This is a genomic window from Clostridium moutaii (assembly GCF_041205085.1).
Classification (GTDB): Bacteria; Bacillota; Clostridia; order Clostridiales; family Clostridiaceae; genus Clostridium_B; species Clostridium_B moutaii.
Window position 1 is genome coordinate 1 of record NZ_JBGEWD010000008.1, and the last position, 14,722, is coordinate 14,722.

Below are 14,722 nucleotides of genomic sequence, written 5' to 3' on the forward strand. Positions count from 1 at the left end.
TAGGGCTTAGGAAAAACCACCAGCTAAGCTGGTGGATATTTATTATAATTAGACAGATTTTTTTCTTATGTTGGCCAGATAATTCATGAGTTCTTCTTTTAAATCCTGTCTCTTTAAGGCATAATGTATGTTTGCCTCTAAAAATCCCAATTTATCTCCGGCATCATATCTTTTTCCATGAAAATTATAAGCATACATGGGTTCTATTTTTGCAAGGGATTTCAACGCGTCAGTCAGCTGTATTTCTCCATTTTTATCTGGTTTGGTTTTGTCAAGAATTTCAAATATCCCTGGTGTTATTATATATCTTCCCAGAATGGCAATATTTGAAGGAGCCTTTTCTATCTCGGGCTTTTCTACTAGATCATTCACTTTATAAACCAGATTCTCAATTTTTGTTCCACTTACAATGCCATATTTGGAAATCATACTTTCACTTACTGGCTGTACTCCTAAAATGGATCCATTGTGTTTATCATAGCAATCCATTAATTGTTTAAGACAAGGTACTTTGCTGTCAACTATGTCATCACCTAACATAACTGCAAAGGGTTTGTCTTCTATAAAACTTTTAGCCAGGCTTATGGCATGACCTAATCCTCGTGGTTCTCTTTGTCGTATATAATATATATTCACCATGTTGGATATATTTTGAACGAGCTTCAGTAAAGTCACTTTATTGCTTCTTTTAAGCTCATCTTCCAATTCAACGGATTTATCAAAATGATCCTCGATAGCTCTTTTGTTTTTACCTGTAATTATTAATATTTCCTCAATACCGGAAGATACTGCCTCTTCCACTATATATTGAATAGTTGGTTTATCAACTATGGGCAGCATTTCTTTAGGTTGGGCCTTTGTAGCTGGCAAAAATCTTGTCCCCAGGCCAGCAGCAGGAATTATTGCTTTTTTAATACTCATATTTTAGCTTTAATGGAAAGCCATGTTCCCATTAAGTATTCACTCCTCTCTATGTTGACTGTGTAAGGTATATACATTAAGATAAAAAATTTCCTTATTATTAATTTTTGTCTTTTAACCTTAAAAACCCCTTAAAAAATCCATACTAAATGTAAACTAAGTTTAAATATTATGTAACGGTTTATTATTGTCTGAAATAGTATAAGTTTTTCCTCTAAAAGCAATATCAATTAGTATCTTTGCCAGATAAAAAAACAGGATGATATTTAACAGGGAAATCCCATCAGTTATCAGACTGTGTGAATTGGAATTCATACGCCCTAAAGCTCCAAAGAGTATATGGTAAATGTTGCCGTATATGGTGATAGTGTATCCTAATACCAATGTGAGAAATCTTTTATCCTTTAAATAGATGAGAGCTAAAATACACAGTGCAGCAGCCGGAAATAAATATCTTTCATGCATTCCAGTAGAAAAGGTAAAAACTCCTGAAATCTGAATAAGTGCGCAGGAGAAAGCCAGTGTTCTGCTTTTTAACTTGGCGTAGATTATCCACGAAAATACCGTGATCGCAATAATTGCAGCCATTCCCCAGATCTTATAACTGAATATGAAAAATATATTTGAGTTCTTTTCATAATTTGCTCCTATTAAGTTAAAAAAGTTAAATCCGTTTACAGATGCATAAGGGTATTCGGATATGGTATTTGAATATAATTTAAAAATCCACAGTGCATTTTGATTGGAGGAAAATGGAATTATGAGTACTAAAGCTGTTGCAAGAGCTGCAGCCATAGACTTCAATATGATCTTTAGGTTTTTTTCCCGTACCAGTTCAAATAAAAGCACAGGGAGGAATATAATCCCCTGAGGTTTCATAAGTACTGAACAGGTAAACAATATGGAAGAAAAAACAGTTTTCCTTTCCGATAATAATAAAAATGCAAGTACTACAAGCAGCGTAAAAAATGAATCCACCTGTCCCCAAAGGGCAGAATCTATAAAAACAGCGGGATTAAAAATGTAAAATGCACTTAGAAAGATACTTATCCCTAAAGGAAGATATTTTTGAGCCAATTTATATATCAAGTAAGCTGTAGCTACATCCGCTATTATTGATGGGAGTTTTAAAAGCAGAGTATAGTAGGGACTTATTGAACTTATACTTGCTGCCTTGCCAATGAAGAAGAGTACATATATATAAAGAGGCGGGTAGTCGCTGGATCTAGAATTTACGTAAAACTGAGAAAAACTATTTGCTGCAGAAGAGGCCCAACTTTTAAACAAACTTACGTCTCCACCATAGCCTTCCATAGAGGTGGATAATGCAATTCTCAAGAACAAGCCTATAAAAAGCATTGAAAATACAAGCATTTTAGTATCTTTAGTATTTATTTTCATATTTTTTCGGGTGAAAAAATAATAGATCGCAACACACAATACAAGAAATATTGCCAGATATACAGTGAGCAATGGTGCAAATTTGTTGCTTGAAGAAGTAAACCCATTTTCACCGTTTACACCAGGCCTTGTCATATTGCCTCCCTTATTTTGACTTTGTGCATTGCCAGAAGATGCAGTCCCGTTTCCATTATTCTGATTTTGTACATTGCCACCAGATGATTTCCAGTTTCCACTTGGAATGTTTCCATTATTCCTTTGACCGGTTGAATTTTGGTTTCTGTCCCTATTTGCCATATGACCATTGAACTGATTAAATTGCCCTGTTATATTTTTGGATGGTGTGTTGAATTTATAATGTTTTATACTGTAAAGGCATAAAAACAGAGATAACAGTGCCAAAAAAATCAGAATTATCTTAAATAGACCTTTTTTTGAAAGTATTCTTTCCATACTGTTCTAAAACTCCTTTCATGAAATTTAGTATAGTTGTATAATTGTCATATATATATTTTCCAGGATGAAGCTTAAAATAGCCTTAAAAGCTTATCTCTTATTTAGAATTTGAATATTTTCCCTTTAGTATGATATAATTTAAGTTAAGTAGGAGTAAAAGGAGGAACTTTATGGAAAAAATTGCACTTTTGACAGACTCTGCTTGTGATATAGATTGTGAAACCATAAAAAAGTATAATATAAGTATTTTACCTTTTAGAATTATATACAAAAACAGGGAATACATAGATAAGATTGAGATTACTCCAAAAGAAGTATATGATAATATGAACATTGAAATTTCAAAGTCCTCCCTGCCCTCAATAGAGGATATGGAAAAGGTTTTTGATAAGTTGGAAAAAGAAAATTATACCCATGTAATAGCCGTGGCGATTTCCAGCGGGCTTTCAGGCACATATAATGCATTGAAAATGGTAAGCCAAAGGCATAAAAAATTAGTTACATATATTTATGATTCCAAGTCAACTTCCCTTGGAGAGGGAATTATTTTAAAGGAATGTGGAAATCTCATTGAACAGGGCAGGAGCTTTAATGAAATTGTAGATGATATACCAAAAATAAAAAGTAAAATGCACTTCCTTTTTGTTTTTGGAACACTTGAGTATGCCAGAAAGGGCGGGCGCATAGGAAAAATATCCGGTACCATAGGTGAAGTATTGGATATAAAACCCATAGTATATTTTGATGATAATCAGGGAGTATGTTTTACCTATGACAAAGTAAGAGGCAGAAAGAAATCCTTAAGTAAGATGATAGATATAGGCAGGCAGTTTTTGAGTAAATCTCCCTGCGATGTATATATAGTTCATGGCAATGCGCAGGAAGATGCTGAAAATGTCTATAATAGAATTTCCAAATTGCCCAATGTAGAAAATACATATATGATAGGACAGATAAGTCCTATAGTAGGAGTTTATTCCGGACCTGGAACTGTGGGAATATGTTATAAAGAACAAAATTATAGCCATTGACTTAATAAATGTAAATAGTTATAATTAATAAAACAATAAATATAAATCTTGAACTTATCAAGAGAGGTGGAGGGAACAGGCCCTTTGAAACCCGGCAACCAGTACATTGTATAGTGGTGCCAAATCCTGCAGCGGAAGCTGAAAGATGAGAATGTATTTTGCAATTTTAAGTCTGAGGTGTTTCCCCAGACTTTTATTTGTTTACGGATATTTATCCCATCCTTATGAGCAGGCTCCGTCTGGACCTAAAAGAATCACTTGACTATGGAATTATTTGAAAGGATGTGTTTGTATGCCTCAATTAAGTAAAAAACTAGTTAATTTTACTGACTCGGTTATAAGAAGAATGACCAGAATATCGAATAAATATGGAGCAATTAATTTATCCCAGGGTTTTCCGGACTTTGATCCACCTAAAGAAATAAGAGAAGCACTTAAAATAGCAGCGGATAAAGGGCCTCATCAATATGCAATTACCTGGGGTGCACAAAACCTGAGAGAAGCTCTTGCAGAAAAACAATCCAGATTTATGGGACTTGATATAGATCCTGAAACTCAAATTGCAGTTACCTGTGGAAGTACGGAAGCGATGATGGCCTCTGTTATGACTGTATGTGATTCCGGAGATAAGGTAATAGTATTTTCTCCTTTTTATGAAAATTATGCGGCAGATGCAATATTAAGCGGAGCGGAGCCTATATATGTACCCCTTTACCCGCCTGATTTTTCTTTTAACAGGGTTGAACTCGAAAATGCTTTTAAGCAAAAGCCGAAGGCTCTTATACTGTGCAATCCATCCAATCCATCGGGTAAGGTGTTTACTTATGAGGAATTGAAATTCATAGCCGGCCTGGCAGAAAAATACGATTCTTTTGTAATAACTGATGAAGTATATGAGCATATTGTGATGGATCCGCATAAACACGTTTATTTTGCTTCACTTCCAGGTATGTTCAACAGGACTTTAAGCTGCAGCTCTTTTTCCAAGACTTATTCTATAACCGGATGGCGGATAGGTTATGTCATAGGTGATGAGAGAGTCATAGAAAATGTAAGGAAAGTACATGATTTTCTTACGGTTGGGGCGGCGGCGCCGCTTCAGGAAGCAGTTGTAGCCGGACTTAAATTGCCTATGGAATACTATGATTGGCTGAAAAATTTATATACTAAAAAGAGGGACTTGTTTCTTCAGGGATTAAGCGAGGCAGGACTTAAATATGTCAAACCACAGGGAGCCTATTATGTTCTCATAGATGTTTCAGAGTTTAATGTAAAGGATGATTTGAAATTCTGTGAGTGGCTTGCAAAAGATGTGGGAATAGGTGCGGTGCCTGGCTCAAGCTTCTTTAAGGAGGATATAAATTATTTAATAAGACTGCATTTTGCAAAAAAGGATGACACTCTTTTAAGGTCTATTGAAAAACTGAAAACACTCAGGGAAAAAGCTGGATTTTATAGAGAGGGATAAGCAATTGATAATTCACAATTCACAATTGATGATTTACAATTGACAGCGGACAATGCACAATTCAAAGTTCAGAGAACAAAGATTAAAGTTCAGAGTTTAAAGTATAAAGTTAAAGACAATCCGGGGTCAGATTCCCAATTGTCTTTTTTCTTTAAACTTATTTTTTAAAACATCTACTTAATGGCATTTTGATAAGCTGATTTTAAAATAATATATTAAAAATTATTGCACTATTATTCTATCTGTTATATATTATATATAACAGATAGAATAGGAGGGCAGTTATGATAATTAAAATAGATTTTGAGTCAGAAGTACCTATATATGAACAGCTCAGAAGACAAATTATAGAAGGAATAGCCCTGGGAAATCTAAAATTGGGAGAAAGTCTTCCTTCTGTAAGACAGCTGGCGGAGGATATCGGAATAAACCTTCATACGGTAAATAAAGCTTACAATGAATTAAAGTCAGATGGCTACTTGAATATAGACAGAAGGAAAGGAGCCGTAGTAAGCGAAACACTTCCTGAAAGTACGGAAGATTTTGATAAAAAACTTGAGGAAGGGTTCACTTATTTAATATCAGAGGCTTATTTGAGGGGTAAAAAAATAGATGATATTTTACAGCTGTGTTCTGGCATATTTAAAAAATATATTAAAATCGATAAATGAATCATTAAGGTAGGTGAAATTAGATGAATGAGAACTTGTTTATGTGTATATATTTATTCTTTATTTTTATTATAATACTTGTAATTACTATATTGACTCCCAAATTTACGAGAAAAGAAATTGTTTTTGGAGTGAGAGTTCCAGAAGACGAAGCTGATTCAGATGAAATCAAGCATATAAAAACCCAATTTATAAGAAACAATTTAGTGGTAGAAATTCCTTTTATTCTGTTGTTTAGTTTTTTAAACTATAAATTCTTGAATGTAGGCATGATTTTGTTTACTACATTTGCTTTTGTTTTCATAAATTTTTTAGTATATATGATATCCAATAGAGCTGTAAAAAATCTTAAATTACAGAAGTTGTGGCTTCAGGGTAAAAAACAAGTTGTAACAATAGATATTGATTTTTCCAAGAAAAAAAGTGACATGCTGGTGTCAGTCTGGTTTTTCATGATTCCGGTATTTATAATTATAATAAATATAATTTTAGGTTATACCCATTATTCTTCTTTGCCCTATAAGGTACCCACTCACTGGGATTTTTCGGGAAATATTACAGGCTACCAGATAAAATCTAAATTTTTGATCTGGGAGATGCCGCTTGCACAAATTATAATCACTTTTATATCTTTTATAGTTTACAAGGGAATTGGATGGTCAAAACAGCAGATTAGTTCTTTAAATCCGGAAGAATCCGTAAAGAAGAACAGTATATTTAGGAGAAGCTGGTCTATATATATGGTGATCCTTGCTTCTGCCACTGATATTTTGTTAAGTGTTGGTACAATTCAAATATTTAAAGTGATTGATGTAAGCAGTGCATTTTCCAATGCTGTAATAATAGCCTTTTTAACAATTACAATCTTAGCCAGCATAATTCTATCATTAAAGATCGGACAGGGAGGCAGTAATATAAAAATGGGGAAAGACAGCCTTCAAAGAGATGAATCTGAGCTTACAAATAAAGATGATGATGATTCCTGGAAACTGGCAAACACCATATATTATAATCCTGAGGATCCATCCATATTTGTAGAAAAGAGATTTGGTGTAGGTTGGACAGTAAATGCGGGAAGACCAGCTGGAATGGCAATATATATAGGTATTATTATATTTACAATTGTAGTTATAGGTATTTCAATTTTTGCTCAAAGTTAAGAATTGTGAGTTGAAGTTTAGTTAGGAGTTTATAGTGAAGAATAAATTGTAAATGAAAGTTTCCGGCAGCATTCGAAAATCAACCAAAACTATTAATTCATGACTATAAACTCCTAACTTTGATTAATCTGTAGCTTGTCCGTTGTTAACTGTGAATTGTGCATTGACAAATGAATATAGATATCAATTATATTACCAGGGACGTTTATGATCCAGCCATCCCTGATTTTGCCAATATTTTTTATCAACAGTATTGAAAACAAATCTTTTTTGAATAAAACGCATAATATAGAAGAGAACTTTTACTTTTAGACTAGGTTTTACATTACCATAACCATATCTGTGTAGAATTTTAGAAGATAATTTTGTCATATCCCTGTAAATTTCTATCTTTTTCTTTTCACTTACACCTTGCCAGTTTACGGCGGCAACTGCTTTACCGTAGGTAAATATTTTACCTATTCCCCAAAAAGTTAAGCTATCCACAATATCTTTATTTGTTGATTTCATTCCTTTGCCGGCAGCTGTTGAAATGACTAGAGCCATTTTGGAGAACATTGTTTTATTAGGACGGTGTACCATCCATTGAAAGCCAAAATGATCTAATAGTGTTTTCATCTGTCCGCTCACATGAAACACATATACAGGACTTGTAAAAATAATCAAATTTGCCTTTTCAATTGCTTCTCTGATTGGATTGACTTGATTATAATGGGGGCATGCTTCTTCGCTCACAGTAAAACATGAACTACATCCACAACAAAAATTTGGCATATCTTTAGGCAGAAAAAATTCTATAATTTCACTTGTTTCCGATTGCAGTTTTTCTAAAAATAGCTGGGAAATATTATAAGTACTTCCTCGATGTTCCGTACCGTGTACTACTACGATTTTCATAAGCTTCTCCTTATTTTAGTATGTTAATTTATTTATATAATTGAGTTTATCAAGATTATAATCTAATTGCAACTACTTGCTTACACTCACTGGATTTATTTGATCTCTAACTTTAATATTTTGCCAATTATGAACTGTTAATTGTACCTTTGTATTGTAAGCTGTCAACTGTCAATTGTACATCGTAAATCGTTGTGTTAAAATATTTTTATAGTCTCAAATATCAACTGTGATATTGGAGTTTTAACATCTGAACTTTGTTATTTGAACTTTAAATATAAGGGGGGAAAATTCTGTGATATCTGATAAAATGAAAGAATATGTGTCCAAGAGTTCTGTAATAAGGGCCATGTTTGAGGAAGGGAAGAGACTGTCTTCAATTTATGGGGAGGAAAATGTATTTGATTTTAGTCTTGGTAATCCCAATGTAGAACCACCTGAATCTATAAAAGAGGCTGTATCTGAAATCTTCAGGAAAGAGTCTCCTAACTTAGTCCATGGATATATGAACAATTCCGGTTATGAGGATGTGAGGGCTAAAATTGCAGAGCATATCAACAAAAAATACAATTTAAAATTAACTGAGAATAATTTGATAATGACCTGTGGTGCAGCGGGCGGATTGAATATTATTTTGAAAACCCTTTTAAATCCAGGAGACGAGGTTATTACCTTTTCACCATTTTTCGGGGAATATGAGAACTATGTAAAAAATTTTGATGGTAAACTTGTAATTGTGCCTTCAAATACGGAGACCTTCGAACCTGATCTAAATGAGCTGGAGGATAGAATAAATTCCAATACTAAAGCTGTAATAATAAATTCACCCAATAATCCGACAGGAGTGGTTTATTCAGAAAAGCTTATTAAAGACTTGTCGGAAGTTTTAAATAGAAAACAGCAGCAATTAAGCACCAGCATATATCTGATTTCTGATGAACCCTACAGGGAAATAGCATATGATGGAGTAAAAGTACCTTATATATTGAATTACTATAGAAATTCACTTGTTGGATATTCTTACAGCAAATCACTTTCCATTCCTGGAGAGAGAATAGGATATGTAGTATGTAATGGTGATGCAGATGATTTCAATGATATAATGCAATCTTTAAATGTTGCAAATAGAATTTTGGGATTTGTAAATGCACCTTCACTGTTTCAAAGGGTAATTGCAAAGTGTCTGGATTCGGAAGTGGACGTAAATATATACAAGAAAAACAGGGATCTTCTATATAATCACCTTGTTGAAATAGGGTTTTCCTGTGTTAAACCTGAAGGAGCTTTTTATCTGTTCCCTAAATCACTGATACCGGATGATGCTCTATTTGCAAAAGAAGCAAAGAAATTTAATCTGCTTATAGTTCCGGGATCCTCTTTTAAATGTCCAGGCCATTTCAGGCTTTCCTACTGTATTTCCTACGACAAAATAAAAAAATCCCTGGATAGTTTCGATAAATTGGCTAAAGAGTATTTGTAAAAATTGTTAAGGGGTCAGACCCTCTGACATTTATTGTCAGGGGGTCTGACCCCCATCCAAAAAAAGGAGATAATTATTGTGAGCGAACAAAATCAGATTTGTGCTTTTATAAATTGCAATATAATAGATGGTAAATTTGAAAATGAATTAATAAAAGAAGGTATTATAGTAGTAGAAAATTCAAATGGCATTGGTAAAATAAAATGCCTGGGAAATAAAGACGAGGTGAGCATACCTGAAAACTGTAAGATAGTTGACTTGAAAGGTAAATATGTGCTCCCGGGACTTATAAATGCTCATGCCCATCTCTTTGGAAACGGGAATCCTTTTATAACGGGAGAGGTGAAGAGAACTCCTGATGAGAATCTGGAATTTATGAAATCATCACTTGGAAAATACCTTCTTAAACAGGGAATGAAAAAGAATGCCATGGCCGCACTTCATGCAGGAGTGACTACTTTTAGAAGCGTTGGAGATCCTTTTTACTATGACATAGAAGTAAGGAATGAAATAAAAAATTCCGGAGAAATTGGACCAGATATGCTTTGCGCAGGTCCTATGATATGTATAACAGGTGGACACGGATATAAATTTGTGTCTGAGGCTAGTGATTCACCTTGGGAAGGAAGAAAAAAAGTAAGGGCCCGTATTTATAATGGAACTGACCTAATAAAGATAGCCAGCACGGGAGGAGTTACTGATTCTAAGAGAATAGGCGAAGCAGGAAGGGTGCAGATGACCTATGATGAAATTGCAGCCATATGTGATGAGGCCCATAGAGCAGGTTATCTTGTAGCAAGCCATTGTCAGAGCACCAGAGGACTTAAAGAAGCTCTCAGAGCAGGAGTTGATACTATAGAACATGGTGCTTCTATGGATGATGAAATAATACAGCTTTTTAAACATAATCCTAAATCCTTGAGAGGATACAGCGCTCTTATACCTACCTTTGCCGCTGCAGTTTATGTCTCGGAAATCAGCACGGAGTACACTAAATTGGATAATGTTCAGCTTACCAATGGTAGAATTATAAGAGATAAAATGACGGAAGGATTTAAAACAGCTGTTAAAGAAGGCATCAGAGTTGGCCTTGGTACCGATGCAGCCATGCCTTTTGTAACCCACTATGGTACGTGGAGGGAATTGCACCTTCAAGTAAAATATGGTGGAATTTCAAATGCACAGGCCATATCTTGTGCGACCAAATCAAATTCTGAAATTTTAGGAATTGACAGTGAAGTGGGGACATTGGAGCCTGGAAAATTTGCAGATTTTATTGTTTTACAAGGCAATCCTCTTGAAAACTTAAATTATTTTGAAAATCCAAGCATGGTAGTGAAAAAGGGGAATATTATAAAGAGTACCCAGGATTATATCATACCTGAAGTGGAAAAATTTATAAAAGATATTTAGACAAAACGGGGTCTGACCCACTGACAAAAAATGTCAGGGGGTCAGACCCCTAGCTTGTCCTTTTTAATAATAAGTAAATACCATTTTTCCGTCTCTTAAGGCAATTGGTTTTGACCACAGCCATTTGTTTGTGGTACTGTCATCAAAATAATAGAGTGCACCTTTTGTGGGATCATAGCCGTGAAGTGCATCGTAGGCCGCATTTCTTGATTCCTGGGTAGCAGGTTTGTTTATCCACCCGTTTTCCACTGGAGTGAACTGGTAGTATCCGCCTGATTTTTCGTATATCACATCTTTTATAGTGGATGGAAATCTTGAGTCCCGGACTCTGTTTAAAACTACGGCAGCCACACCAACCTTAGCCCTATAGGATTCACCTTCGGCTTCTGAATTTACCAGCCTTGCAAGTAAATCCAGATCACTCTCACTGTATGGTACTACAGCAGGAGAAGTTGTTGAGGTACCCTTAAAAACAGAACCTGCAGGTATATTCAGTACCTGACCTGGGTAAATATACTTGTCCACATTAGAGTTAGCTGCAATCAATGCATCAAGAGATATATTGAATTTTTTTGCTGTTAGATAAAGGGTGTCATTAGCTTGTACAGTATAAGTTTTTGAAGTTACATTTAAAACTTCACTTGGATATATTTCAATTCCACTTAAATTGTTATCCCGTATTATTGTATCTGCACTGCTTTTAAATAACACACCTATTTTAAATAGAGAATCACCGGGTTTTACTTTGTAACTTGCTGCGTGAACCTGGGTAAAAGATATGGTACAAAGAGATACTGCAAAAAACAGCGTACTGATTTTTCTGAAATTCATATTATGTTGTCCCCCTTAATTTTGCCTACGAGGTTAGTTGACGGGTTCGGGAATGGGATACCCCTACTTTTTGACAAAAAGATTCACCCCTGAATATTATCCCCCGCATTTCATCTCTGAAATTTAGGCTTGTCTTGTTTGTCATTTTAACAGCATTTCCAGAAAATATCCATATGGAATTGGTGGGATCCATGGCAGGTGAAACCATAAACCCCACTATATTGTTAATTTAGAATTTTAAAGTTTGAATTGACCTATTATTTTTGCAATATTCTGTGCAAGTGCTGCCAGACTTTGAGCTGAATCAGCTATGCCTGTTGAGTATTTTCTCAATATAAAGTAACATAAGTTAATAGTTATAATACTATATATTAAGCAGGACTTTAGTTGATTGTTGAAACCTTTGTTTTTATGCTACATAAAAACAAAGGAGGTGTTATTTTGAGAAATGAATGTATTCATCGTAGAAGAATTCCAATGGACTTAAAGCATTGCAAGTATTTAGGAGAAGGTCATAGTGGACAAGTATATCTCATGCCCGATGGAAGGGTATTAAAAATATTTAACAATTCGCAAAGCTGCAGAGATGAATTTTATATATTAAAAGCAGTAGAGAAAAGCGGATATTTTCCAAAGGCCTACGAACTTGGAAGACATTATATCATAAGAGAATATGTAGGTGGAATGAATGTAGGGGATTACCTGAAAAAATATGGATTAAAGAGAGAATTCGTTATAAGGTTGGCAGATTTGATTGATAATATGAAAATGATGGGATTTAAAAAACTGGAAGTCAGATTCCCTCACTTGTTTGTCCAGGAGGATGGATCACTTATGGTAATAGATCCTAGAAAAAGTTATGAAGAAAATATACCTTATCCAAAATCTTTTTTGAGAGCATTAAAAAAGATGGAACTTCTGGAACAATTCATGGAGATACTAGATAAGGAAAGGCCCGATATGGATTGGGGTGAATATATCAAAACTAAGAAATAATTAAGTTGAAATAAAATGCAATTAAAAGAGCTTATAGTGAATTAAACTCCTGTAAGCCCTTTTTTATTTTTCCAGGGAATATATATCGGAGAATTCTATATTTATTTTTTCTACATTGGTTTTAAATGATGCATTGTTTTCAGCACTATTTTCATCAATCAGTTCTGCAGGCAGCTCTACGGAAAATTTACTGCCTTTTCCCTCGGTACTTGTAACGCTTATTATCCCATGATGTAAATCCACCAGGGATTTCACCAGATACAACCCTATGCCGCTTCCTTCACAATCTCTTGAAAGAGAACGGTTTGCCTGGCCAAAACGCTCGAATATAAGTCCCAATTTGTCTTTTGGAATACCCTTGCCGTCATCTTCTACGGTAATCAATACGGTTTTATCCCTATCTTCTACATTTACGTATATGTGTCCTTTGGAGTCCGTATATTTAAAAGCATTGGACAGCAGATTTAACATTATACGCTCAAGTTTGCTGTGATCAAAAGCCATGATTTTTTCTTCTACATCTGTGTCAAATATAAGTTCTATATCCTTGCTGTTTATATAAGAAACTACGGATTGGGTGATATCTTCAACCACGCTTACTATATTGTCATTTTGTCTGGTTATTTTAATAGCACCTGAATCCAATCTGGTTATGTCCAGCAGATTATTTATGAGCCTTATTAATCTGAGGCAGTTCTGCTCCATGGTTCTTAAATAGAATTTGCATTTACCCATATTTTCATCAGAGCATTTATTCAAATATATGCTCATGGTCTGAATGGCCACATATATGACGTTGATGGGAGTTTTCAGCTCATGGGACATATTTACGAAAAAGTCTGTTATAAGAGTGTTGAATTCTCTGGTCTCATTCAGCAGTTTTAAGTTTTTTTCTGCAGTGTTTTTTAAGTTTTCCATCTGTTTTTCAGGTGTCAGATCCAGTAGTAAGGTCATTACTGCCCCTCTGCCGTCGTAGACAAAAAATGAAGAGGTATTTCTTACTGATATGATATTGCCCTGGCAATCCAGTATATTTTCTTCCGTAGTGACTTTGGACAGTTTTTTATCTATAATATCAATACATTTCTTCTTGGAATTCATTATACATTCCTTGGAATAATGTTTATACAATAATTTATCATTCAGCTCCAGGGGGCTTGCATATCCTAAAAGCTTTGCAGCACTTTCATTTGCGTATACTATTTTACCTCCTTCATGGACTATGATGGAATTTACGGAGTTCTCAAAAAGCATGTCGAAACATACCTTGTTTTTCAGCAGGGAGGATTCCATATCTTCTCTTTTTATATTTTGTTCCCTCAATTTGTGGCTGAGCAAATTGAGCCTGGAGTCCTTGTCTTTATTATTTTCGGCTTCTATGTCCACATAATATCCCAGCACCCAGGATATGAATATGAATATACCCACCAGTATCAGATCCCTCTGGAAGTAAATATTTATACCATTGACAGTGGGGGCATACAGTAAATCTGCCGTCAGTACGAAAAATGAACAGAAAAAAGAAGTTATAATTCCATATCTGGAGCCGTATTGTATTACAGAAGACAGTATCAAAAGCAAAAACAGGTATTTGTACTCATTTTCATAGGAAGTGGATATATATATGGGTATGGAAATAATCAAGGTGAAAAATAAAGTTTCTATAAGCCAGGATTTTTTAAATACATTTGAGGAACGTTCTAATTTGATGTTTATTATTAGCGAAGCTATGTAAATTGACAACATAATGCATAGTATAAATATAGTGCTGTATAAATTGAAATGACTATTAAAATTAACTTTTAAATCTAAGTAATATTCAGGTAGATCAATACATATTATGATGACAATAAACACTATTATGGCTATTTTTATAATAGACAGCATAATGGATATATTGTTTGCAATACGTTTCATGAATGAATTCCCCCCAAAGTATAGATAAAAATTCAAGTTAAAAAGTAAAAATTACCAATTATATAAATCAGTAATTTTTA

12 protein-coding genes and 2 riboswitches are annotated in these 14,722 nt (G+C 34.3%); of the genes, 7 read left to right on the forward strand and 5 right to left on the reverse strand.

The genetic code is table 11. The annotated features are described in order from the left end of the window. Positions 1-48 precede the first annotated feature (48 nt). Positions 49-921, reverse strand: a complete 873-nt coding sequence (gene galU, locus AB8U03_RS09465; protein ID WP_369704308.1) for a UTP--glucose-1-phosphate uridylyltransferase GalU — start codon at positions 919-921, stop codon at positions 49-51. A 162-nt stretch (positions 922-1,083) separates the two neighbouring features. Beyond that, a complete protein-coding gene (locus AB8U03_RS09470) occupies positions 1,084-2,775 on the reverse strand; it encodes a hypothetical protein (protein WP_369704309.1) in 1,692 nt (563 codons plus the stop codon). 173 nt (positions 2,776-2,948) lie between these two features. Here AB8U03_RS09470 and AB8U03_RS09475 point away from each other — a divergent pair, with 173 nt between their 5' ends. The 4 genes from AB8U03_RS09475 (at position 2,949) to AB8U03_RS09490 (ending at position 7,108) form a co-directional block, all read left to right on the forward strand. After that, a complete protein-coding gene (locus AB8U03_RS09475; protein ID WP_369704310.1) occupies positions 2,949-3,809 on the forward strand; it encodes a DegV family protein in 861 nt (286 codons plus the stop codon). A gap of 51 nt (positions 3,810-3,860) precedes the next feature. Continuing rightward, positions 3,861-3,961, forward strand: a riboswitch (SAM riboswitch). 140 nt (positions 3,962-4,101) lie between these two features. After that, positions 4,102-5,277, forward strand: coding sequence for a pyridoxal phosphate-dependent aminotransferase (locus AB8U03_RS09480; RefSeq protein WP_369704311.1), 1,176 nt, complete (start codon positions 4,102-4,104; stop codon positions 5,275-5,277). 284 nt (positions 5,278-5,561) lie between these two features. Further along, a complete protein-coding gene (locus tag AB8U03_RS09485) occupies positions 5,562-5,948 on the forward strand; it encodes a GntR family transcriptional regulator (protein WP_369704312.1) in 387 nt (128 codons plus the stop codon). Positions 5,949-5,971: 23 nt separating this feature from the next. Then, positions 5,972-7,108, forward strand: coding sequence for a DUF1648 domain-containing protein (locus AB8U03_RS09490; protein ID WP_369704313.1), 1,137 nt, complete (start codon positions 5,972-5,974; stop codon positions 7,106-7,108). Between the two features lie 192 nt (positions 7,109-7,300). Here the strand turns inward: AB8U03_RS09490 and AB8U03_RS09495 are convergent, their stop codons facing one another. Then, complete coding sequence (locus AB8U03_RS09495; RefSeq protein ID WP_369704314.1) at positions 7,301-8,005, reverse strand: flavodoxin family protein; 705 nt, start codon at positions 8,003-8,005, stop codon at positions 7,301-7,303. A 295-nt stretch (positions 8,006-8,300) separates the two neighbouring features. On the opposite strand from AB8U03_RS09495, the gene AB8U03_RS09500 reads away from it, so the two are divergent. Together AB8U03_RS09500 and AB8U03_RS09505 are read left to right on the forward strand one after the other, a co-directional pair. Further along, on the forward strand, positions 8,301-9,485 hold the full coding sequence (locus AB8U03_RS09500) for a pyridoxal phosphate-dependent aminotransferase (protein WP_369704315.1): 1,185 nt from the start codon (positions 8,301-8,303) through the stop codon (positions 9,483-9,485). 78 nt (positions 9,486-9,563) lie between these two features. After that, positions 9,564-10,898 (forward strand): amidohydrolase family protein, encoded by a 1,335-nt coding sequence (locus AB8U03_RS09505; protein WP_369704316.1) that lies wholly within the window; start codon positions 9,564-9,566, stop codon positions 10,896-10,898. A gap of 63 nt (positions 10,899-10,961) precedes the next feature. Here AB8U03_RS09505 and AB8U03_RS09510 read toward each other — a convergent pair whose 3' ends face one another. Then, positions 10,962-11,729, reverse strand: a complete 768-nt coding sequence (locus tag AB8U03_RS09510) for a cell wall hydrolase (protein ID WP_369704317.1) — start codon at positions 11,727-11,729, stop codon at positions 10,962-10,964. A 7-nt stretch (positions 11,730-11,736) separates the two neighbouring features. Then, positions 11,737-11,869, reverse strand: a riboswitch (cyclic di-AMP (ydaO/yuaA leader). Between the two features lie 301 nt (positions 11,870-12,170). On the opposite strand from AB8U03_RS09510, the gene AB8U03_RS09515 reads away from it, so the two are divergent. Continuing rightward, the gene (locus tag AB8U03_RS09515; RefSeq protein WP_369704318.1) at positions 12,171-12,725 is read left to right on the forward strand and encodes a protein kinase; all 555 of its coding nucleotides are present in this window, start codon (positions 12,171-12,173) and stop codon (positions 12,723-12,725) included. Positions 12,726-12,788: 63 nt separating this feature from the next. Here the strand turns inward: AB8U03_RS09515 and AB8U03_RS09520 are convergent, their stop codons facing one another. Continuing rightward, positions 12,789-14,642, reverse strand: coding sequence for an ATP-binding protein (locus tag AB8U03_RS09520; protein ID WP_369704319.1), 1,854 nt, complete (start codon positions 14,640-14,642; stop codon positions 12,789-12,791). Between the last annotated feature and the right edge of the window lie 80 nt (positions 14,643-14,722).